Raw genomic sequence first — 22881 nt, forward strand, 5'->3', positions numbered from 1 at the left:
CCCTATCGGCATTCAAGGCTGGGCACGCCAGGCTGAAGCCAGCCTGAAAAAACGCCCTCCATCACCGCGATTGCCTGAGCCGAATCGACCCCCCGTGAATTCACCGAACCGTCATACGGCTTTGTTTCCGTGACGCCCCATCAAGCCAACGGCTCATGAGGAGTCTGAATGTCTCGCCCCCTGTTGTTTGCATCACTGCTGGCCTGTGCGCTGGTCACCTCGTCATCCTTTGCCAACGAAGCAGTGCCGCGCTCCGTGGGCCAACCTTATGCTGCGGGTAATCTCGCCGACCGTATCGTGCTCACGCCCGGCCAGAACGCAGCCGTGCAAATGGCGGTCAGCTTTCGTACCGATGTGCAGCAAAGCGACGCAGTGCTGGAGTTCGGGCCAGCGCTTGCCGGGCCAAAGCTCACGGCCAAGGCCACGCAGCTCAGCGGCACCACCCGCCGCCTGGACAGTGACAACGGCCCGTCCAATTATCACCAGGTACGCCTCGAACCACTGACGCCCGATACCGCCTACGTGTACCGCGTCAAAGGCAGTGCCGGCTGGAGCGAATGGCAGCAATTTCGCACTGCGCGGGAATCGTTCGCACCATTCACCTTCTTGTACCTGGGCGATACCCAGAACGACATTCTCGCCGTTGCCTCGCGCACCATTCGCCAGGCGCTGCGCAGCGTGGCTCGCCCGGCGCTGGTGGTGCATGCAGGTGACCTGGTCGCCTCGCGGGAAGCGCTTGCCCACGACGACGAATGGGGCGAATGGAACCAGGCCGGTGGCTGGGCCTACGCTGCCATCCCGCAGGTGACGGCAGCCGGTAACCACGAATATATCGACACCCTGCTGGCCGACGGCAGCGAAAGCCGCAACCTTGGCCCGCATTTTCCCGCCCAGTTCGCCCTGCCCCGCAACGGCGCGCAAGGCGTCAGCGACACCAGTTACTTCACCGACTACCAGGGGGTTCGTTTCGTGGTGCTCGATGGCACCTCGGCACTGGATCTCGGCACGCTCGACGCACAAACCAGTTGGCTGGAAAACGCCCTGAAAAGCAGCCAGGCAACCTGGAACATCGTGGTCATGCATCAGCCGATCTACACCTGCGCCCGACCTGAAGACAGCGAAGAGCTCAAGGCCGCCTGGAAGCCGCTGCTCGACCGTTACCACGTGGACCTGGTGCTTCAGGGCCACGATCACTGCTACAGCCGCCTGAGCCACGAAGCAGGCCGCGAGGCCAGCGCCAAGGCACAGCAGACCAATCAGCCCATCGGCCCGGTGTACATGGTCTCGGTCACCGGTTCGAAGATGTATGGCCTCAACGACCGCGCGCTGAAACAGCCCGACCGTGCGGCAGAAGATACCCAGCTGTTCCAGACCATCGACGTCGAGCAGAACCGCTTGAAGGTACGCGTCTATACCGCTGACGACCGGCTCTACGATGCCTTCGATATCCAGCGCGACGCCACCGGCAACAAGTACCTGCACGAGCCGCGCCTGCAAAAGCAGAACGAGCGTTTCTGCCAGGGCGAAAACGGGCCGGATGGTTTGCCCTGCTCCGCCAGGGACAAGTGAGCGTCATCGTTCTGAGACATTCGCCGGGCATGCTCGGCGCACCCGCGACCTGCGGCAGGAGATAAAGCATGAAGTCGCTGTTGAAAATGCACGGTATGACCCTCGGCGGTTTGTTGCTGGCGGCCAACAGCGGCTTGCTGATCTACCTGGCGGCCGGCACCATCAAGGATTGGCCCGAGATCAACTGGATGGACGTGGCCGGCGAAGGCGGCACCTGCGTGATTCTCTGTGGCTGGCTGTACATGCTGCTGCGTGGCCGACCTGCCGGGCGGGTGACCCGCCTGCTATCGCTGGGTTTGTGCTGCATAGCGTTTTCGCTGTGGATGGACACCCTGGACGAATTCATCCGCCTGCCACCTGAAGCGGTGTGGGACAACTGGCTGGAAACCGCCCCCATGCCGGTGGGCATGCTATTGCTGACCCTGGGCATGTATCACCTGCAGCAGGAACAACGCGCCATCAACGCGCAGATGAGCAAACGCGAACAGCTGTTCCGCGAGCATCGTCAATTCGACACGCTCATCCCCCTCGCCGGCGCTCAATACCTGCGCCAGCACTTGCAACAAGCACTGCAGCAGGCCGAGACCGAGCAGCGCCCGTTGTCGCTGATCGCCATCGACCTGGACGACTTCAACCAGATCAACCAGCGCTACGGCCAGGAGGAAGGCGATCACGTCCTGCAGGTGATGGCGCAGTTGCTGCTGTTCAACCTGCGCCAGCAGGACATGCTCTGCCGCCTGGCCGGCGACCGCTTCGTCGCGGTGCTGCCGGATACCGGCGAGAGCCAGGCAAGGATAATGGCCGACGACCTGCGCCAGAGCATCGCCAACCTTGCTCATCGCACTCAACGCCACGGTGAGCGCCTGCACCTGCAAGCCACGACCGCAGTGGTGATGGCGCTGGACGAGGACGAAGCGCAGTTGCTCAAACGCTTGAACACTGCCCTCGCGCAGGCCAAACCTTGCCTGGCGCGCAGCGCATGAGCCCGGCCGCACCAACCGGCACGTATGACGCCGACAGCCGATTCATCGCGGCCCATCACTTGCCGGCGGTACTGATCGACCTGGCTCGATCGAGGCGCATCGATACGCATCATCTGCTGCGTGGCTGCGAGTTGTTCTATGCCGATGTCGTCACCGGTCGTGCGCTGATCAGCCCACAACAATTCCTCCGCCTGATCGACAACGCCCGCCGCCTGCTCGCAGCCCCCGACACCAGTTTTCTGTTCGGCCAGCGTCTGTGGCCCGGGCATTACGGCCCGGGCAGCCAACTGCTCGAACAGGCTGACCACCTGCTGCAGGCATTGGAGTGGATCGGCGAGTACCGGGCACTGCTTTCACCGCTGCTGACGCCCGTGATGCACCTGGACGATCACTATCTGCACCTGTACTGGCGCGACAGTTGCGGCGCTGGCGAGCTGACCACCTTCCTGCTCGAAGCGAGCATGACCGCAGTGGTTGCCCTCGCTCGCCGCCAACAGAACGAACGCCTGCCATGGCGCTTCCAGTTTGCCTACGCGGAGCCTGCCTATGTCGAGCAGTACTGGGTCCACTTGGGCGATACCCTTAGCTTCCAGCGCCCTTCGACAGTCATGAGCCTGTCGCGTGAATACCTGCTGCGTGCCTGGCCAGGCGCCGGCTCGACAGGCGCCCTGGTCGCTCGACAGAGCTGCAGCGAGCAGTTGCATGCCTGGGGCTGGCAGGCCAGCTTTCTCGACCGCCTGCACGACCACCTGAGTCAGCACATCCGCCATCCCCTAAGCCTGGAACGGGTCGCCGCAGCCTTCGACACCAGCCCGGCGTCCTTCAAACGCCGGCTTGGCAAACACCACACGCACTTCCAGGAACGCCTCGACCAAACCCGTCGCGACCTGGCGCTGTATCTCTATCAGGTCAAGGGCTACAGCAACGAAGAAGTCGCCCAGCACCTGGGTTTCAGCGACATCACCAACTTCCGCCGCTCGTTCAAACGCTGGACGGGACGCGTACCAAGCGACCTGGGCGGGCTGCTGTGTGGCTGAGCACCTCTCGCCTGCGAGACAACGCGCCGCCAGCATGGCGGCAACAGGGCGATAGCAGCCATTCGTAGGGTGGACGACGCTTCATCCGTCCACCGCTCCGCAATCGCAATGGTGGATGAAAAGAGCGTCATCCACCCTACGCCTGAACGACAAGCAACCGCGTAGGCTCTTTCGTCCAGCTTCCAGCCTAAGGCGCTTTTGATCGAGGGCCGCTTGCGCCTTGAACCGCCCTATCACGGCATGTCCATGCGAACTGCATGTTAGCCCTGATTCAGTTGCGCCTTGAGGCGGTCGCGGAAACTCTGGATCAGCGGTTCGCGGGAACGGCCGCGGCGCAGGGCCAGGGTGAAGGGGGCCTGGTAGCCGAAGGTGGTCGGCAGCAGCACTTTCAGGCGTTTCTGATCCACCCATTGCTGCGCGTGGTGTTCCGGTAGATAGCCGATGTAGGCGCCGGACAGCACCAGAATCAGTTGCGCCTCCATCGACTCCACCGTTGCGGCGCTGTGCTTGAAGCCGTGGCGGGCCAGTTCGGCCTGGCTCCAGTAGCCCCGGCCCACCATGCGCTGCTGGGTGATCACCTCCGCCGGGATGCGCCGCTGGGCGTAGAGCGGATGGCGATCGCTGCAGTACAGCCAGTGCTGTTCGCGGTACAGCGGCTGATAGACCAGCCCGTTGGTGCGCACGGAAAAAGCACCGATGGCCAGATCCAGACGGTTCTCCAGCACCCCCATTTGCAACTCGGCGGGGCTGAGCACCGCCAGGTGCAGGTGCACCCCTGGATACTCCTGGCTGTAGGCGCCAATCACTTCGGCGAGCGGCAGCGCCGAGTCGCTGACGGTCGAATCCAGCACGCCGAGGTTGAGGGTGCCGCGCAATTCGCCCTTGAGCGCCGCCGAGTAGCGCTCGAAGCCCTCCAGCTCGCCGAGCAGGCGCAGGGTTTCCTGGTGAAACAGCTCGCCCTTGCTGGTCAGGCTGAAACCACCGCGCCCGCGGTGGCAGAGCACGATACCGAGCTGGCTTTCCAGTTGGCTCATGTAGGTGCTGATGGCCGAGGTGGAAAGATTCAGTTCCTGCTGCGCGGCGGCGAAGCCCTGGTGGCGCACGATGGCGACGAAGATGCGCAGCAGTTTCAAATCGGGCAGAGTAGAGGCCATGGTGGTCGATCACGCAAAGGGGCGACCAGTCTAACGTCACCGCCACGAACCCGGCACCCTGGCCAAGCACACCTGGTCGTTCGATGTGGTTTCCACCGCCACCAGAACGGTGGATCGATCGGGCCGCGTAGGTCGGGCCGCGCAGGTCGGGCCCCGTAGGTAAAGCATGCTCCTCCCCCCAGGGCCTGCCAGCACTTCCCGCACTGCCGCCGGAGCCAGAACCGCCCTTGCGTAAAGCCTGCAGCAGTCAAATTATCGAATGGCTTTGCCCTGATCGCCCTGCACCGCCGATAGTTCAGCGATCTATAAACTAAGTATTTGCTCGGGCCGATTTATCCCGGCGACCAGCTGAGCGAACAATGCAGCCCATAACCAGGCACCGGCTCGAACCGGACGCCACCGGGCGCCACAGCACGCCCCTTGCCAATCTGCCGCTGACCTTCGCCCTCTCCAGGAGACGGCCATGCGACTGGAAATCTTCCGCACCCTCTGGGGTTACCGCGGCAGTTGGCAACAAGCGCTCGACGAAGCGCTGAGCGCCGGCTTCGACGGCATCGAGGCGCGCATCCCCGAGGCCACTGCGCAACGCACCGCCAATGCCCGCCTGCTACGCGAGCAGAACATCCCCTACATCGCCACCCTGTTCACCTCCACACCGGTGCTGCCGCGCCAGAGCGATACGCCGCAAACTCACCTGGAAGACCTGCGGCGCAAACTCGACTGGGCCGCCGAACTGGCCCCGCGCCTGGTCAACGTGCTGCCAGGCAATGATCGCTGGTCGCTGAGCGAACAGGTCGACTTCTTCGCCAGCGCACGGGAGCTGGCCATGGCGAGCGGCCTGCACTGCTGCTTCGAGATCCACCGCGGACGCTCGCTGTACAGCCCCTGGGTGACCCTGGACGTGATCCGCCAGGTGCCAGAACTGCGCTTCACCAGCGACATCAGCCATTGGCTGGTGACCTGCGAGCGCCTGCTCGACGACCCCGCCGACGACCTCTCGGCCTTCATCGAGCGGGTCGACCATATCCAGGCCCGCGTCGGTTACGAGCAGGGCCCGCAGGTGCCGCACCCCGGCGCGCCGGAGTACGCGCAAGTGCTGGCTTTCCACCAGCGCCACTGGGAAAGCATCTGGAGCAGCCAGGAAAAACGTGGCCTGCAGACCACCACCCTGACCCCCGAATTCGGCCCGGACGGCTACCTGCACCACCTGCCCTTCACCGATGTGCCGGTGGCCGACCTGTGGCAGCTCAACCAATGGATGGCGCGTTGCGAGCGCCAGCACTTCCACCGATTCACCAGTCGCTGAGGAGCCATGATGAACAACAACGCCAAGCATTTCACCGAAATCCCCGTGGTCGACATCGCCGGCCTGTTCAGCAGCGACCTCGCCGATCGCCTGGCCGTGGCCGAAGAACTGGGCCATGCGGCGCGTGAGGTAGGCTTTCTCTATATCAGCGGGCATGGCATCGAGCAGCATCTGATCGACGGTCTGCACCAGGCTGCCGAGCACTACTTCGCGCAGCCTTTGGACGACAAGATGCGCCACTACATCGGCGCCTCGGAAAGCCACAAGGGCTTCGTGCCCGAGGGCGAGGAGCGCTACAGCGCCGGCAAGCCGGATCACAAGGAAGCCTTCGACATCGGCTTCGAGGTACCTGCCGACAACCCGTTGGTGCTGGCCGGCACACCGCTGCTGGGGCCCAACCACTGGCCGGGCCTGCCGGGCTTCAAAGAGGCGGTGCAGGCCTACTACGCGCGGGTGTTCGCGCTCGGCCGCGCGCTGTTCCGCGGCTTCGCCCTGGCCCTGGGCGTGGCGGAGCACACCTTCGACGAAATGGCCAAGTTCCCGCCGTCGAAGCTGCGCCTGATCCACTACCCCTTCGATGGCGACGCCCAAGACGCCCCCGGCATCGGCGCCCACACCGACTACGAGTGCTTCACCATGCTGTTCGCCGACCGCCCCGGCCTGGAGGTGATGAACGACCTCGGCCAGTGGATCGACGCGCCGCCGCGCGCGGGCACCTTCGTCGTCAACATCGGCGACATGCTCGAGGTGATGAGCGCCGGCACCTTCGTCGCCACCGCGCACCGCGTGCGCAAGGTCAGCGAGCAACGCTACGCCTTCCCGTTCTTCTACGCCTGCGACTACCACACGCAGATCCGCCCGCTGCCGCAGTTCGAGGCTGCCGGCCAGGCATACGAGGCCATCAGCATCGGCGAGCACATGTGGAGCCAGGCGCTGCAGACCTACCAATACCTGAAGAAGCGCGTCGAGGATGGCCAGTTGCAGCTCCCCGAACGTGCGCGCCGGCCATCCAGCTTCGGGCACCTGAAGCACCAGCGGCACGCACTGTGATTTCACCTGCCACCACGAAAACCTGATCCGGAGATAACCACAATGGCAATCCGCACCTCGCCCTGCACCACCCTGGCCACCTGCGTGCTGGCCGGCCTGTTCCAGTTCGGCGCCGTCCAGGCCGCCGAAACACCAGAGACCATCGCCAGCGGCGAACTGAAAGTAGGCATGGAAATCTCCTACCCGCCGTTCGAGTACTACGAGAACGACATGGTCAAGGGCTTCGACCCGCAAGTCTCCACCGCCCTGGCCAAGCGCCTGGGCCTTGAGGCCAGCTTCGCCGACACCCGCTTCCCCAACCTGATCCTCGGCCTCGATGCCGGGCGTTTCGACACCATCATCTCCGGCATGTACATCCTCCCCGAGCGCCTGGAGAAGGCCGACGCCATCCCCTACGCCAAGACCGGCGCGGCGATCATGGTGCGCAGCGACGCCGAGAAGAAGCCGACCACCCCGCAAGAACTGTGCGGCCTGACCGTCGGCCTGCAGCAGGGTACCTCGTGGATCCCGGCGCTACAGAAGGTCTCCGACGACTACTGCAAGGAGCAGGGAACCGGCGCCATCACCATCAACCAGTACCCGACCACCTCGGAGACCTCGCAGGCCCTGCTCTCCGGTCATATCCAGGCGCACCTGGAGATCGACGCCGCCTCGTTGCTGATCGTCGAGAAGGCGCGTGGGCGCATCGTCATCAGCTCGCGGAACGCCATCTATCCGCAGGTGCTGGGCATCTACGTGAAGAAGGGCAACACCCAGTTGCTGGACGCACTGAAAAGCGCGCTGGACGAGTTCAAAGCCAGCGGTGAATACGCCGAGCTGCTGAAGAAATACAACCTGGAAGAAGCCTGAAAAACAGCCGCAAGCTACAAGTGGCAAGCCACAAGCAGGGGAAACGCCCGATTCGCTTGCAGCTTGTGGCTTGGAGCCTGTGACTCATCGGAGATGTCACATGCCATTCGAATGGAGCTACTTCTTCTCCCTGTTTTCCATGCCGGCCTTCTGGGCGGCCTGCTGGACGGTGGTCAAGCTCAGCGCCATGGCCTGGTTGATCGGCCTGGTGCTCGGCTTTGGCCTGGCCAGCGCCAAGCAGGCCAGCAGCCGCTGGCTCAGCGTCCCGGCCTCGATCTATGTCTGGTTCTTGCGCAGCGTACCGCTGCTGGTGCTGCTGATCTTCGTCTACAACCTGCCACAGCTCCTGCCCGCCAGTGGCAAGCTGCTGTCCAATCCCTTCTACGCCGGCCTGATCGCCTTGGTGCTGACCGAGGCGGCGTACATGGCGGAAATCCACCGCGGTGGCCTGCTCTCCGTGGCCAGGGGCCAGCGCGAGGCGGCCCGCGCCCTGGGCATCGGCCGCCTCGGTACCCAGCGCCTGATCGTGGTGCCGCAGGCCTTGCGCATCGCCCTGCCGACACTGACCAACGAATACGTCACCATCGTCAAGCTGACCTCCCTGGTCTCGGTGATCTCGTTGACCGAACTGCTGCTGGTCGGCCAACGCCTCTATGCCCAGAACTTCCTGGTGCTGGAGACCCTCGGCGCAGTGGCCGTGTACTACGTGCTGATCGTCACGCTGTTCGGCTGGGGCCTGCAGTACCTCGAACGCCACCTCGACCTGACCCGGCGCAAGCCGGGCACCCTCGGCGACGCCGCCATCGCCGAATTGCGCCGCACCCTGCCGAACGTGGCCAGCGGCAGTGTGCAGACGAATGCGGCGGGCACGCCGGCAGCGCTGCACCTGAGCAACATCCACAAGCATTACGGCAATCATCACGTGCTCAAGGGCATCGACCTGAGCGTGCAGCCTGGCGAGGTGATCGCCATCATCGGCCCGTCCGGCTCCGGCAAGACCTCGCTGATCCGCACCGTCAACGGCCTGGAAAGCATCGACGAAGGCGAGATCGTGCTGTTCGGCGAAGACTTCATCCGGGCCGGCGACCGCGCCGACAACCGTCGCCAGCGCGAAGGCGTGCGGCGCATCGGCATGGTGTTCCAGAACTTCAACCTGTTTGCGCACCGCACCATCGTCGACAACGTTCTGCTCGCACCGCGCTACCACCGCGTGGACACCCCCGAAAACCTGCGCGCGCAGGCCCTGGCCCTGCTCGACAAGGTCGGCCTGCTGGCCCATGCCGACAAGTACCCGCACCAGCTCTCCGGCGGCCAGCAGCAGCGTGTGGCCATCGCCCGCGCCCTGGCGATGAAGCCGGACATCATGCTGTTCGACGAGCCCACCTCGGCGCTCGACCCCGAGCTGGTCGGCGACGTGCTGGCGGTGATCCGCGACCTGGCCCGCGAAGGCATTACCCTGCTCATCGTCACCCACGAAATGGACTTCGCCCTGTCCATTTCCGACCGCGTGCTGTTCATGGAAAACGGCCACGTCCAGCTCGACGCCTCACCACAGGAAATCCGCGCGGGCGACCACCAGCGCGTACGCCGCTTCATCGGCCTGGAGAACGCATGAACGAGATAATCACCCTGCGCCGCGATCTCGCCGCCGCCTACCGCCTGGCCGCCCTGTTCGGCTGGGACGACACCCTCTACACCCACTTCTCGGCGCGCCTGCCAGGCGAAGAGCCGCGCTTCCTGATCAACCCGTTCGGCCTGTTCTTCGAGGAGATCCGCGCCAGTGACCTGATCGTGGTGGACATGCACGGCAAGGTGTTGGAAGGCCGCGCCGACTACAACGTCGCCGGCTTCACCATCCACAGCGCCGTGCACATGGCCCGCGACGATGCCCACTGCGTGATCCACACCCATACCCTGGCGGGCATGGCGGTGGCGGCGCAGAACGCCGGCCTGCTGCAACTCAACCAGATCAGCACCGAGTTCCACCAGCGCCTGGGCTACCACGCCTATGAGGGCGTCGCCCTCGACCTGGACGAACGCCAGCGCATCCAGGCCTCGCTGGGCGACAACATCGCCCTGCTGCTGCGCCACCACGGCCTGCTCAGCGTCGGTGCCAGTGTCGCCGACGCCGTCTACGTCATGTACTACCTGAACCGCGCCTGCGAGATCCAGCTCGCCGCCAACGGCGGTGGCCAGGCTTGCAGCGAGATTCCCGCACATCTGTCCCAGCATGCCTGCAAGCAACTGCAGGGCGCCGAGTGGCAACGCCAACTGCTCTGGCAAGCCTGGCTACGCAAACTGGATCGGATCGACCCCCGCTACCGGGAGTAGCGCGCCGCGGGGCTGCCCGGGCCATACCCAGCGAGGCTCCAAAGCGCCTGCTCGGCACGGCGCGCCCTGCGCCGTAAGTTCAAACAATCCTGAACTAAGTTTTTACCCCTGCCGATTCTTCCCGACGCCTGACTGGTCAAGAATCCACCCACAACCAGAACGAGCCTGAGGCCTACCCATGGACAAGACCCTCCACCAGCCCCTGGGCGGCAACGAAATGCCCCGCTTTGGCGGCATCGCCACCATGCTGCGCCTGCCCCATGTGCAGGCACCCGCCGAACTGGACAAGCTCGACGCCGCCTTCGTCGGTATCCCCCTGGACATCGGCACCTCGCTGCGTTCCGGCACCCGCTTCGGGCCCCGCCAGATCCGCAGCGAATCGGTGATGATCCGTCCCTACAACATGGCCACCGGCGCCGCGCCCTTCGACTCGCTGAACGTGGCCGACATCGGCGACGTGGCGATCAACACCTTCAGCCTGCTCGACGCCGTGCGCATCATCGAGGATCACTACGATGGCATCCTCGAACGCGACATCGTGCCATTGACCCTGGGCGGCGACCACACCCTGACCCTGCCGATCCTGCGCGCCATGAAGAAGAAGTACGGCAAGGTCGGCCTGGTCCACGTCGATGCCCACGCCGACGTCAACGACCACATGTTCGGCGAGAAGATCGCCCACGGCACCACCTTCCGCCGCGCCCAGGAAGAAGGTCTGCTCGACAGCGAGCGGGTGGTGCAGATCGGCCTGCGTGCCCAGGGCTACACCGCCGACGACTTCGACTGGAGCCGCCGCCAGGGCTTTCGCGTGGTGCAGGCCGAGGAATGCTGGCACAAGTCGCTGACCCCGCTGATGGAAGAAGTGCGCGCCAAGGTCGACGGCGGCCCGGTGTACCTGTCCTTCGACATCGACGGCATCGACCCGGCCTGGGCGCCCGGTACCGGCACCCCGGAAGTCGGTGGGCTGACCACCATCCAGGCGCTGGAAATCATCCGCGGCTGCCAGGGCCTGAACTTGATCGGCTGCGACTTGGTCGAGGTGTCGCCGCCCTACGACACCAGCGGTAATACCGCGCTGCTCGGCGCCAACCTGCTCTACGAGATGCTTTGCGTGCTGCCCGGCGTGGTGCGCCGATGAGTCGCGAGGCCGAGGTGCGCGCGGCTGCCGCCGAACTGGTAAGCGCCTTTGCCAGCCACGACACGGCGCGTTACTTCGCCTGTTTCAGCGAGGACGCCAGCTTCGTGTTCCACACCCTGGCGCAACCGCTGCTGTCGCGCGACGCCTACCAGGCGCTGTGGCAGCAGTGGCAGGCCGAGGGCTTCGCGGTGCTCGGCTGTCGCTCCAGCAACGCCCACGTGAGCTTGCAAGGCGAGGTGGCCATCTTCATCCATGACGTCGCCACGCACCTGCGGGTGGGCGGCGAAGAACTGCACCTCAACGAACGGGAAACCATCCTGTTCCGCCGCCAAGAACAAGGCTGGCTGGCTTGCCACGAGCACCTGTCAGCCCCAAGCGCCAGTTGAAAGCCGGCCATCAGCGAGCCACCTGAAGCTCGCCGTGCCGGATACACCCTTGCGGGTTTGGAGCCCTGTCGGCTCCACGCGGCCCTGCCGCACTGCCAATGCACCGCCACCCGATGACTGTCGGGGGTGAATAACGGGGTCAGCGTGCCTGCGCCGCCCTAATAAAAATCGTGACAGGCGCTGGAGAAACACATGAGCCACTCGACGCGTATCGAAACCTTCGGTGTCGAACAGATTCCCGACCACCAACGCGATGCCACCCCCCTTGATCTGTTCCGTCTGATCTTCGGCGGCGCCAACACCTTCGCCACGGCGGTACTGGGCAGTTTCCCGGTGCTGTTCGGCCTGTCGTTCCAGGCAGGCGCCTGGGCGATCGTCCTCGGCGTAGCGGTGGGCGCGCTGATCCTCGCCCCCATGGGTCTGTTCGGCGCGCTGAACGGCACCAACAACGCCGTATCGTCCGGCGCGCACTTCGGCGTGCACGGGCGCATCGTCGGCTCCTTCCTGTCGCTGCTCACCGCCGTGGCCTTCTTCTCGCTGTCGGTGTGGAGTTCGGGGGATGCCCTGGTCGGCGGTGCCAGGCGCCTGGTCGGCCTGCCGGAAACCGACCTGACCCTGGGCCTGGCCTACGGCCTGTTCGCGGTGCTGGTCCTGGTGGTATGCCTCTACGGCTTCCGCTTCATGCTGTGGGTCAACAAGATCGCGGTGTGGGCGTCCAGCCTGCTGTTCCTGCTCGGTCTCTTCGCCTTCGCCGGGCCCTTCGACGCGGACTATGCCGGCGCTGTCAGCCTCGAGCAGCCGGGCTTCTGGGCCGCGTTCGTCGGCGCCGCGCTGCTGGCCATGAGCAACCCGGTTTCCTTCGGCGCCTTTCTCGGCGACTGGTCGCGCTACATTGCGCGGCACACGCCCAAACGGCGCATCATGCTGGCCGTGCTCGCCGCCCAGGCCGGTACCCTGATTCCCTTCCTGTTCGGCCTGTGCACCGCCACTCTGGTGGCTACCCAGGCGCCGCAGTACATCGAAGCCAACAACTACGTCGGCGGCCTGCTGGCCATCTCGCCGACCTGGTTCTTCCTGCCGGTGTGCCTGATCGCCGTGATCGGTGGCATGTCCACCGGCACCACGGCGCTGTATGGCACCGGCCTGGACATGTCGAGCCTGTTCCCGCGCCTGATGAGCCGCGCGGGCGCCACCCTGCTGATCGGCGTGGCAGCCATCGCCTTCATCTTCATCGGCCGCTTCGCCTTCAACCTGGTGCAGAGCGTCTCGACCTTCGCCGTGCTGATCGTCACCTGCACCAGCCCCTGGATGGTGATCATGATCCTCGGCCTGATCGTGCGGCGCGGCTTCTACCACCCCGATGACCTGCAGGTGTTCACCCGCGGCGAGCGTGGCGGCCGCTACTGGTTCCAGCATGGCTGGAACTGGCGTGGCCTGGGCGCCTGGATTCCCAGCGCGGCAGTGGGCCTGTGCTTCGTCAACCTGCCCGGCCAGTTCGTCGGCCCCCTGGGCGAACTGGCGGGCGGCATCGACGTCAGCCTGCCGATCACCCTGGGCATGGCCGCCGTGCTCTACCTGGCCCTGCTCCAGCTGTTCCCCGAGCCGGCCAGCGTCTATGGCCCCGCCGGCCCGCGCTGGATACGCCTGAAAGGCAACGCCGCGCCCGCCCTCAACGATGCCGGGATCGCCTGAGCGCGCCCTCGAGCGCTTCGCACACCGGGCGCCAGGCGCCCGGATCACCGCCAAGAAGAACGAGAACGAAACCATGATCCTGGATATATCCGTAGTCGTCGTTTACGCCGCCGGCATGCTGCTGCTCGGCTGGTACGGCATGCGCCGCGCGCGCAATCAGGAAGATTACCTGGTGGCCGGGCGCAACCTCGGCCCGGCCTTCTACATGGGCACCATGGCCGCCACGGTACTCGGCGGCGCCGCCACCGTGGGCACCGTGCGCCTGGGTTACGTGCATGGCATTTCCGGGTTCTGGCTGTGCGCCGCCCTGGGTGCGGGCATCATCGTGCTCAACCTGTTTCTCGCCAAGCCGCTGCTCAAGCTGCGTATCTTCACCGTCACCCAGATCCTCGAGCGCCGCTACACGCCCATGGCGCGGCAGGCCAGTGCGGTGGTGATGCTCGCCTATGCGCTGATGATCGCCGTGGTCTCCACCCTGGCCAGCGGTACCGTGCTGCAGGTGTTGTTCGACCTGCCCTTCTGGGTCGCCATCCTGCTCGCCGGTGGCGTGGTGGTGATCTACTCGAGCATCGGCGGCATGTGGTCGCTGACCCTCACCGACATCGTCCAGTTCGTGATCAAGACGGTCGGCCTGATGTTCGTGCTGCTGCCGATCTGCCTGTACCGGGTCGGCGGCTGGGACGCACTGGGGGCGAAGCTGCCGGACACCGCCTTCAGCCTGACCACCATCGGCTACGACACCATCCTCACCTACTTCCTGATCTACTTCTTCGGCATCCTCATCGGCCAGGACATCTGGCAGCGCGTGTTCACCGCGCGCAGCGAGGGCGTGGCCCGGGTGGCCGGCAGCCTGGCCGGCGTGTATTGCGTGATCTACGGCCTGGTCGGTGCGTTGATCGGCATGTGCGCCAAGGTCCTGCTGCCCGACCTGGCCGACGCCAACAACGCCTTCGCCTCCATCGTGCAAAGCGCTTTGCCCGATGGCATTCGCGGCCTGGTGATCGCCGCCGCGCTGGCCGCGATGATGTCCACCGCCAGCGCCGGCCTGCTCGCCGCCTCCACCACGGTGACCGAAGACCTGCTGCCCAAGCTGCGTGGCGGTCGCTCGTCCAGCCTGGGCATGGCGCGCGCCTTCACCTTTCTCACCGGGCTGCTGGTGCTGGTCATCGCCCTGATCGTCAACGACGTGATCGGCGCCCTGACCCTGGCCTACAACCTGCTGGTCGGCGGTATCCTGATCCCCATGCTCGGCGCCATCTACTGGAAACGCGCCACCACCACCGGTGCCATAGCCAGCATGGCGCTGGGCTGCGGCACGGCACTGGTGTTCATGTTCCGCGATGGCCTGCAAGCCAATACGCCGATCTACTACAGCCTGAGTATCGGCCTGCTCGCCTTCGTGGTGGGCAGCCTGCTGACCCGGCCTCAGACGCGAGCCACGCGCATCGCCTGAGGCCTGCCATCGGCTGCATGCCAGCGTGCCGGCTCGCAGCCGCCGGCACGTCAATATCCAGTAAAAGGAACGGCCATGACCACTTGTGGAGAATTCCTCGTCAAGCAACTGCAGGCCTGGGGCGTCGACACCGTGTTCGGCATTCCCGGCGTGCATACCGTCGAGCTCTATCGCGGCCTGCCGGGCAGCGGCATCCGCCACGTCACCCCGCGCCACGAACAGGGTGCCGGCTTCATGGCCGACGGCTATGCGCGGGTCAGCGGCAAGCCCGGCGTGTGCTTCATCATCACCGGGCCGGGCATGACCAACATCGCCACCGCCATGGGCCAGGCCTATGCCGACTCCATCCCCATGCTGGTGATCTCCAGCGTCAACGAGCGCGAGCGCCTTGGCCTGGGCAACGGCTATTTGCACGAGCTACCGAACCAGCGCGCGCTGGTGGCCGGGGTGACCGCGTTCAGCCATACCCTGATGCGTGTCGAAGAGCTGCCCGACGTACTGGCCCATGCCTTCGCGGTGTTCGATGGCCAGCGCCCGCGACCGGTGCATATCGAATTGCCCCTGGACGTGATCACCGCGCCGGCCGACCAGCTGAGCGTGCAACCGCGGCTGATCGCCCCACGCCCCGCCCCGCCACCGGCGCTGATCGCGCAGGCTGCACAGCGTTTGCGCCAGGCGCAAAGCCCCCTGCTGCTGATCGGCGGGGGCTGCGTGGCGCAGCCCGAGGCGGTGCGCCGGCTGGCCGAGGCGCTGGATGCTCCCACCGCACTGACCATCAACGCCAAGGGCCTGCTGCCTGCCGAACACCCGCTGCTGCTGGGCAGCAACCAGTCGCTGCCGCCGGTGCGGCAACTGGCGCTGGACGCCGATCTGGTACTGGCCATCGGCACCGAACTGGGCGAGACCGATTACGACGTGGTGTTCGACGGTAACTTCCGCCTCGGCGGCGAGCTGATCCGTATCGACATCGACGCCGACCAACTGACCCGCAACCAGCAGCCAACGCTGGCGATTCACAGTGACGCCGGCCTGGCCATCGAGGCGCTGCTGAGCGAACTGCCGCCACAACGCTGCGCTGGGCAGAGCCCCGGTGCCAGGCGGGCCGGCACGGTTCGCCAGCAACTGGCCGAGGAATTCAGCAGCTGGGCCCACTATCGCCGCCTGTTCGACTGCATCCTCGAGGTATGGCCAACGGCGCGCTTCGTCGGCGACTCGACGCAAACCGTGTACAGCGGCAACCACCTGGTCGAACTGGACGGCCCGCGACGCTGGTTCAATGCCTCCACCGGCTACGGCACCCTGGGTTACGGCCTGCCGGCGGCGATTGGCGCCAGGCTGGCGGAACCGACGCGCCCGGTGATCAGCCTGATGGGCGACGGCGGCATCCAGTTCACCCTGCCGGAGCTGGCCAGCGCCGTGGAGGCGCGGGTCGGTATCGTCGTGCTGCTGTGGAACAACCAGGGCTATGGCGAGATCAAGCGCTACATGGAACGCCGCGACATCACCCCGCTGGGTGTGGATATCTACACACCGGACTTCCTGACCATCGCCCGCGGCTTCGGTTGCCTGGCCGAGCGCGCCCGCGACCACGCGCACCTGCAAGCCCTGCTGCGCGAGGCACCGGATGACCGCCCGCTGCTCATCGAACTCGCCGAAGCACCGCCTTTCGCCCCCTGAATCACTCGACCTTCCCACCGCGCTCAGGCGCGGCTACCGGAGCATGATCATGAACACGCCGCACTACATCGCTGGCCGCTGGGCCGCAGGCGAAGGCACCGAGGTTCTCAGTGTCGTCGACCCTGCCCTCGCCCAGCCTTTCGCCGAACTGCGTGCCGCCAGCACGACCCAGGTCGACCAGGCCGTAACTGCCGCTCGCCAGGCCCTGCCCGCCTGGAAGACCAGCGCGCCAGCCGAGCGCGCCCGCTACCTGCGGGGTTTCGCCGCAGCCATCGGCGGGCGGCGCGATGCGCTGATCGAGCTGCAGATGCGCAACAACGGCAAGCCGCGCCACGAGGCCGAAGTGGACATCGATGATGCCGTGGCGACCTTCGCCTATTACGCCGATCTTGCTGCTGGCCTGGCCGGCCAGCAGAACCGTCCGGTTGCCCTGGCAGCACCGGGCTTCAGCTCGCACACGCGGCTGGAGGCCATCGGCGTGGTCGGCCTGATCGTGCCCTGGAACTTCCCCCTGGTGACCAGCGCCTGGAAGATCGCCCCCGCCCTGGCAGCCGGTTGCACCCTGGTGTTGAAACCCTCCGAAGTCACCCCGCTGATCGAACTGGCCTACGGCCAGATCGCCGACGAACTCGGCCTGCCTGCAGGCGTGCTGAACATCGTCGGCGGCAAGGCGGAAGTGGGCGCAGCGCTGAGCGGCCATGACGGGCTCGACAAACTGTCCTTCACCGGCAGCAATGCCGTGGGCAGCCGCGTCATGCACAGCGCCGCCGAGCATTGCCGGCCGGTGACGCTGGAGCTGGGTGGCAAGTCGGCGATCATCGTGTTCGACGACTGCGATGTCGATCAGGCCATCGAATGGATCATCGCCGGCCTCTGCTGGAACGCCGGGCAGATGTGCTCGGCGACCTCTCGCTTGCTGATCCAGAACGGCATCGCCGATACCCTCCTGCCGCGCCTTGCCGACGCGCTGAACGCCCTGCGCATCGGCAACCCGCTCGCCGAAGAGATCGACATGGGCCCGCTGAGCAGCGAAGCGCAATGGCACAAGGTCGCCGACTACCTCGCCATCGGCCAGCAGGAACAGCTCAACTGCCTGGCGGGCGGCAACCCCCTGGCAAGACAGGGCTGGTTCGTGGCGCCGACGCTGTACACCGATGTACCCAACGACAGCCGCCTGTGGAACGAGGAAATCTTCGGCCCGGTGCTCTGCGCCCGGCGCTTCGACAGCGAAGCGCAGGCCATAGATTTGGCCAACGACAGCCGCTTCGGCCTGGTCGCCACCGTGGCCAGCACCGACCTGCAGCGCGCCGAGCGGGTAGCAGCGGCGCTGGAGGTCGGACACGTGTGGATCAACTCCATCCAAGCGGTGTTCGTGGAAACCTCCTGGGGCGGCACCAAGGGCAGCGGCATCGGCCGCGAACTCGGCCCCTGGGGGCTGGCCGCCTATCAGTCGGTGAAACACGTGACCCGCTGCCTGGGCTGAGGAGCTGCTCAGCGTCGGCTTTATTGCGTCAAGAACACGCGCTTGCGGGCACCATCGCTCATGGCACCACTGACTCATCGGGATGCGCCCACGACTTATGCAATAAAGAAATTAAAACCTATTTATTAATTCTTTTGCGTAAGTATCCCAAGTTGCCATCATCTAGGGGCCCACACGGGCCAACGCCACCGCTCACAGGATCATCCCATGAAGTCTTCAGGTTTCTTCGCGCATGCCCTTGCCGCTGCACTGCTGTCGCTCGTATCCATCGTCCAGGCTGCCGAGTCAGGCTCGACCTGGAAACAAATCCACGATTCAGGCGAACTAAGGATCGGCGTTACCCAAGGCGAGCCCTGGTTTTTCAAAGACCCGGCTACCGAACAATGGAACGGTATCGGTTACAACGTCGGCAAGGACATCGCCAAAGACCTCGGCGTAAAACTGGTGACCGTCGAAACCACCTGGGGAAACTCTGTGGCGGCGCTTCAGGCCGGTCAGATTGATCTGATGCTGGTGCTGGATCCGACCGAAGAGCGTCGCAAGGCCGTGGACTTTCCCGAACAACCGTTCTTCTGGTACGCCCAGGGTGTGCTGCTGCGCGACGGGCTGACGGCCTCAACCTGGGAGGATCTGGACCGCGAGGATGTACGCATTGGTGTGACCCAGGGCAGCAGCCCGGATCTGATCCTCAGCAAGAAATTCAAGAAGGCTCACCTGGAGCGCTACACCAACATGGATGAGGGCGTTGCGGCTTTCTATGCAGGCCGGGTCGATGGGCTTTCCTACTTTCACCCCGCACTCGCGCTGCAACAGGCGAAAGTACGCAAGGGCACACTGATTCTGCCAACGCCAATCGTGTCGGTCAGCACCAGCGGTGCGGTGCGTTACGAGGATGACAAGACCTTCCGAGACTTCGTCGGCAAGGAGTTCGCCAAATTGTATGAAAGCGGCGCCACCCAGAAATATTACGAGGACGCACTGCGCCTGCGCGGTGTCGATCCGAGCAAGGTACCGCCAGTGGTCAAGGAGCATTGGGCGGGTAACTGAGCCGACTCGAGCCTAGAAAAGGCCTTGCAACAACGCCCCGACATCATCCACTTGCTCGAGCGCCAATAACCCGGCCAGGACAGGTTCAATTGTCTCGGTCGGGTTGTTCAATCCCGCGTACTGAAGAAACTTGCTCTGCACCTGCCCGCAGCTCAGCGGGCGTTGCCGGCAACCCAGCGGGTAATCCAGGCGTTCGCCGCTCAATACCTGCTGGCCAAGATGGACAAGCACCTGCCCAGCGGGGCGACGCGTCTCGCTCATCATGCTGTCCAAGGCGGGATCTATCTCGGCAGTCACTCGATCCACCAGGCTTCGTACCTGTGGATCGCTGCGGGTCGCGGCCGTATGCCACTCATGCCTGGCGATGCCTAACGCCAGACAGGCAAGCGTGTGGGGCAGGCTGAACTGGCTATCGACCTCGCTCGCCGGGCGCGTGTCCATGAAGTCACGCGCCTGAGTCGTGCCGGTGAGCACCTGTATCCGGGTGATCGCTGACGCGTCGAAAGCATTTTCCTGCTGCAACTGCTCGAAGGATTCCAGCGCAGTATGTATCCAGCGACAGGCCGGGTAATGCTTGAGGCTGGCATTGGCCGCCAGCCAGTCGCTCCCCAGTTGGCTGGTAAGCGCCTGGGCATCGAAGCGATCCGAACCGAGCATGCGCCACAGCCCCTGATCACCATCGAGTACGGATCGAGCGCCAACCCAGCCACGTTGATGCAAACGCACTGCACGTACCCCCGCCTCGGCAGCCGGGGCGGTGAAATCCTTGAAGGACACCAGCGGCCTGCTATCCCAGTTGTACTTGCGCAAACTTGGCAGCGGCGTAAGTGTGCCAGCCAGCCCCATGGCATTTTCCAGCCCGCAGGCGTCGAGCCGGGCCAGCTTGCCGTAAGCCACCGCAGCAGCTACTGCCTGATGCTGGCAGACACCGTACACCTGACGAAAGCGCTCGATGCTCGGCTGCTGGGCGACGATCACACGGGCATTGATTTCATAAGCCGCAACCAGCGCCTCCAGCAGTTCGCGACCCGATGTCTTGCGCAACCAGACGCCGCTCAGTGCAGCCGCCACCAGACTGGCACCCGGATGGCCAAGGCCGCGTCCATCGATCTCCAGACCATCGTCATGATCCAGAGCATTGATCGCCATGCTGTTGTACAGCGCCGCCCCAATGGGCGCCAGGCGCAGCGAGCTACCCAGTAGCGCGCATGGGCCTGGCGCATATTCCTCAAGGCAATGAGCCTCGAAGAGGCCCGCCAGCTCGCTGCACGTCGAAGCCAGACCGCAAGCCAAAGCGTCGATGACATGCATTTTTATCTGTTCGCGCAACGCGTAGGGAACGCTGACCAGCTTCAGGTCGAAAGCGAACTGCGCGAGATCGCGGGTCATCGAAACATCGACCATGGAAGTACCTGTGCAAAACAGGGGAGGCTACCGGTTAACGGCTGACATCGCTTCAGCGCATAAAGACAAAAAAGGAATAATAAAATAGTTAATTATTATTTTTTGTTTGACTTACCCGGCGACTATCATGCGCGGCCTCTCAACCATGAGCGGCGCTGTGAGCCGAATCTGAAGGGGGCATCCCCAGGAGAAGAACACCGGTGTACACCTGGAATTTTTCGGCGATATGGCCGTATACCGGCTTGCTCGTCGACGGGCTACTCGGCACGTTGCATATTGCTCTGGTATCACTGTTCTTCGGCGTCCTCGTTGGCGCGCTGATGGCCATGCTGCGTATGTCTTCCAGCGCACTGCTGCGCTACCCGGCGATGGTCTTCATCGGCTTCTACCGCAACACACCGGCGATCGTGCATTTTTTCTGGTTCTTCTATGCCTTGCCGGTGCTCGCCCCCGTCAGCCTGTCGCCCTTCATGGCCGCCGTTCTGGCGCTGTCGATTCAATCCAGCGCCTTTTATGCCGAAGTGCTGCGGGGCGGCATCGCCTCGATGGAACGCGGCCAATGGGAAGGCGCCAGGGCACTGGGCATGGATCAAGGGCGTATTCTGCGCCGCATCATTCTTCCCCAGGCACTGCGCCGTATGCTTGCACCTTTTCTGGAGCGCAGCTTCGAACTGGTCAAGACCACCGCTCTGGCCTCCTCGCTGGCCTACGCCGAGCTGCTCTACCAGGCGATGCAGATCAACACCCAAACGTTTCGGCCGCTGGAGGTCTACAGCGTGATCGCCGTCATGTACTTCAGTGTGCTGTTTATCGCCAGCCTGGCCAGCCAGCGCCTGGAGCGACACCTGGCCAGGAGCGTCTGAAATGGAGTACCAGTGGGACTTCCAGGTCGTGATCGACAATTTGCCGGTGCTGATGCGCGGCCTCAAGGTCACGTTTCAGTTGTTCATCATGGCGGCCGTGGTCGGCGTTCCTCTCGGCTTGTTGCTCGGCGTCGCCCGCCTGTCACCGCTCAAACGCATCACCTTGCCGAGCACGGCTTTCATCGAAGTGTTTCGCAATACGCCGGTGCTCATCCAGTTGATCTGGATCTATTACGCATTCCCGGTGCTGCTCGGCGTACGCTTCACCCCGTTTTTTGCAGCCGCCCTGGCCCTGAGCCTGTATACCGCCGCCTACTGTGCCGAGATCTTCCGCGCCGGTCTGCAGTCGGTGGTGCGTGGACAATGGGAGGGGGCCAAGGCGCTGGGCATGTCCCGGTTCAGGACACTGCGCCGGGTGATTCTGCCGCAAGCCTGCCAGCGCATGCTGCCGGCACTGACCAACCGGATGATCGAACTGGTCAAGGTCACGTCACTGGCCTCGACCCTGGCCGTCACGGAGGTGATGTATCAAGGCCGCCTACTGAGTTCCAGCTACTATCGGCCACTGGAGATCCTGACGGTCGTCGCCCTGCTGTATTTCTGCCTGATCTGGCCGTTCAGCTTCCTGGCCGCACACATCGAGCGCCGCCTGGCTCTTCGTTGATTGTCGAGGGTTCTCATGACCGAACAAGCGCTGTTCCGTATCCGCCAACTGCACAAGAACTTTGACCAGCCGGTGCTCAAGGGTATCGACCTGGAGGTGCGGCGCGGCGAACGTATCGCAATCATTGGCGGCAGCGGCTCAGGTAAGAGCACCCTGCTGCGTTGCCTGAACTTCATGGAAATACCCAGCAGCGGTGAGGTCGAGCTGGACGGCGTGCTGCTCGGCGAGGAGCGCGCAGGCAAGCGGGTTTACGCCGAGGCTCAACTACGTGCAGTGCGTGAACGTGTTGGCATGGTGTTTCAGCAGTTCAACCTGTTCCCACACATGACCGTGCTGGAAAACGTCATGGAAGGCCTGATCTCGGTCAAGAAGCTTTCCGCGGCGCAAGCCCATGAGCGCGCCATCGTCCAGTTGGAGAAAGTCGGCCTGGCCGAAAAATGCGACGCCTACCCGGGGCGTCTTTCCGGGGGGCAGCAACAACGCGTAGCGATTGCCAGAGCCTTGGCCATGGAGCCTGAAGTGCTGCTGTTTGACGAACCCACTTCGTCGCTGGATCCGGAGCTGGTGGGCGAAGTGCTGCGGGTGATTCATCAACTGGCCGACGAGGGCCGCACCCTGCTGCTCGTGACTCATGAGCTGGGTTTCGCCTACCACTTTGCCGAGCGCGTGCTGTTTCTAGAAAACGGCGTGATCCACGAGCAGGGCACCCCCGATCAGGTTCTCAAGGCACCACAGAAACCCCGCACCCAGGAATTCCTCGCCCGCTTTGCCGAGCGCTCGTTCTAACGGAGACAT

The 22881-nt window shown here is 64.5% G+C and carries 20 protein-coding genes; 18 read left to right on the plus strand and 2 right to left on the minus strand.

Going from position 1 to position 22881, the window contains the following annotated elements; all coding sequences use genetic code 11:
• The first annotated feature begins 168 nt into the window (after window positions 1-168).
• From BLR94_RS23830 to BLR94_RS23840, 3 genes are all read left to right on the plus strand, one after another.
• A complete protein-coding gene (locus tag BLR94_RS23830) occupies window positions 169-1569 on the plus strand; it encodes a purple acid phosphatase family protein (protein WP_084308465.1) in 1401 nt (466 codons plus the stop codon).
• A gap of 68 nt (window positions 1570-1637) precedes the next feature.
• Window positions 1638-2552 (plus strand): GGDEF domain-containing protein, encoded by a 915-nt coding sequence (locus tag BLR94_RS23835; protein WP_084308464.1) that lies wholly within the window; start codon window positions 1638-1640, stop codon window positions 2550-2552.
• Window positions 2549-3589, plus strand: coding sequence for an AraC family transcriptional regulator (locus BLR94_RS23840; RefSeq protein WP_084308463.1), 1041 nt, complete (start codon window positions 2549-2551; stop codon window positions 3587-3589). Before BLR94_RS23835 ends, BLR94_RS23840 begins: the two co-directional genes overlap by 4 nt.
• Before the next feature lie 260 nt (window positions 3590-3849).
• Here BLR94_RS23840 and BLR94_RS23845 read toward each other — a convergent pair whose 3' ends face one another.
• Window positions 3850-4743, minus strand: coding sequence for a LysR family transcriptional regulator (locus BLR94_RS23845; protein ID WP_084308462.1), 894 nt, complete (start codon window positions 4741-4743; stop codon window positions 3850-3852).
• Window positions 4744-5206: 463 nt separating this feature from the next.
• Here BLR94_RS23845 and BLR94_RS23850 point away from each other — a divergent pair, with 463 nt between their 5' ends.
• From BLR94_RS23850 to BLR94_RS23905, 12 genes are all read left to right on the plus strand, one after another.
• Complete coding sequence (locus tag BLR94_RS23850) at window positions 5207-6049, plus strand: sugar phosphate isomerase/epimerase family protein (protein WP_084308461.1); 843 nt, start codon at window positions 5207-5209, stop codon at window positions 6047-6049.
• A gap of 9 nt (window positions 6050-6058) precedes the next feature.
• Complete coding sequence (locus BLR94_RS23855; protein ID WP_084308460.1) at window positions 6059-7099, plus strand: isopenicillin N synthase family dioxygenase; 1041 nt, start codon at window positions 6059-6061, stop codon at window positions 7097-7099.
• 42 nt (window positions 7100-7141) lie between these two features.
• Window positions 7142-7948: an ABC transporter substrate-binding protein gene (locus BLR94_RS23860; protein ID WP_084308459.1), complete on the plus strand. Its 807-nt coding sequence runs from the start codon at window positions 7142-7144 to the stop codon at window positions 7946-7948.
• Window positions 7949-8048: 100 nt separating this feature from the next.
• Window positions 8049-9563, plus strand: a complete 1515-nt coding sequence (locus BLR94_RS23865) for an amino acid ABC transporter permease/ATP-binding protein (protein ID WP_084308458.1) — start codon at window positions 8049-8051, stop codon at window positions 9561-9563.
• Window positions 9560-10279: a class II aldolase/adducin family protein gene (locus tag BLR94_RS23870; RefSeq protein WP_084308457.1), complete on the plus strand. Its 720-nt coding sequence runs from the start codon at window positions 9560-9562 to the stop codon at window positions 10277-10279. Before BLR94_RS23865 ends, BLR94_RS23870 begins: the two co-directional genes overlap by 4 nt.
• Window positions 10280-10457: 178 nt before the next feature.
• Window positions 10458-11417 carry an agmatinase gene (speB, locus tag BLR94_RS23875; protein WP_084308456.1) on the plus strand — a complete coding sequence of 320 codons (960 nt, stop codon included), beginning with the start codon at window positions 10458-10460 and terminating at the stop codon, window positions 11415-11417.
• Window positions 11414-11803: a YybH family protein gene (locus BLR94_RS23880; protein WP_084308455.1), complete on the plus strand. Its 390-nt coding sequence runs from the start codon at window positions 11414-11416 to the stop codon at window positions 11801-11803. Before speB ends, BLR94_RS23880 begins: the two co-directional genes overlap by 4 nt.
• 192 nt (window positions 11804-11995) lie before the next feature.
• Window positions 11996-13495 carry a purine-cytosine permease family protein gene (locus BLR94_RS23885; RefSeq protein WP_084308454.1) on the plus strand — a complete coding sequence of 500 codons (1500 nt, stop codon included), beginning with the start codon at window positions 11996-11998 and terminating at the stop codon, window positions 13493-13495.
• A gap of 73 nt (window positions 13496-13568) precedes the next feature.
• The gene (locus BLR94_RS23890; RefSeq protein ID WP_084308503.1) at window positions 13569-14948 is read left to right on the plus strand and encodes a sodium:solute symporter family protein; all 1380 of its coding nucleotides are present in this window, start codon (window positions 13569-13571) and stop codon (window positions 14946-14948) included.
• Window positions 14949-15023: 75 nt separating this feature from the next.
• Complete coding sequence (locus BLR94_RS23895; protein ID WP_084308453.1) at window positions 15024-16625, plus strand: 5-guanidino-2-oxopentanoate decarboxylase; 1602 nt, start codon at window positions 15024-15026, stop codon at window positions 16623-16625.
• A gap of 49 nt (window positions 16626-16674) precedes the next feature.
• Window positions 16675-18108, plus strand: coding sequence for an aldehyde dehydrogenase family protein (locus tag BLR94_RS23900; RefSeq protein ID WP_084308452.1), 1434 nt, complete (start codon window positions 16675-16677; stop codon window positions 18106-18108).
• A 207-nt stretch (window positions 18109-18315) separates the two neighbouring features.
• Window positions 18316-19155: a transporter substrate-binding domain-containing protein gene (locus tag BLR94_RS23905; RefSeq protein WP_084308451.1), complete on the plus strand. Its 840-nt coding sequence runs from the start codon at window positions 18316-18318 to the stop codon at window positions 19153-19155.
• Window positions 19156-19167: 12 nt separating this feature from the next.
• On the opposite strand, the gene BLR94_RS23910 is transcribed toward BLR94_RS23905, so the two are convergent.
• Window positions 19168-20544, minus strand: a complete 1377-nt coding sequence (locus BLR94_RS23910; RefSeq protein WP_208601365.1) for an MmgE/PrpD family protein — start codon at window positions 20542-20544, stop codon at window positions 19168-19170.
• A gap of 215 nt (window positions 20545-20759) precedes the next feature.
• On the opposite strand from BLR94_RS23910, the gene BLR94_RS23915 reads away from it, so the two are divergent.
• From BLR94_RS23915 to BLR94_RS23925, 3 genes are read left to right on the plus strand one after another with little or no spacing between them, the layout of a single operon-like run.
• Window positions 20760-21422 (plus strand): amino acid ABC transporter permease, encoded by a 663-nt coding sequence (locus tag BLR94_RS23915; protein WP_084308449.1) that lies wholly within the window; start codon window positions 20760-20762, stop codon window positions 21420-21422.
• A gap of 1 nt (window position 21423) precedes the next feature.
• The gene (locus BLR94_RS23920; protein ID WP_084308448.1) at window positions 21424-22086 is read left to right on the plus strand and encodes an amino acid ABC transporter permease; all 663 of its coding nucleotides are present in this window, start codon (window positions 21424-21426) and stop codon (window positions 22084-22086) included.
• 15 nt (window positions 22087-22101) lie between these two features.
• Complete coding sequence (locus BLR94_RS23925; protein WP_084308447.1) at window positions 22102-22872, plus strand: amino acid ABC transporter ATP-binding protein; 771 nt, start codon at window positions 22102-22104, stop codon at window positions 22870-22872.
• Window positions 22873-22881: the final 9 nt, after the last annotated feature.

The organism is Phytopseudomonas flavescens, assembly GCF_900100535.1.
Taxonomy (GTDB): Bacteria; Pseudomonadota; Gammaproteobacteria; order Pseudomonadales; family Pseudomonadaceae; genus Aquipseudomonas; species Aquipseudomonas flavescens.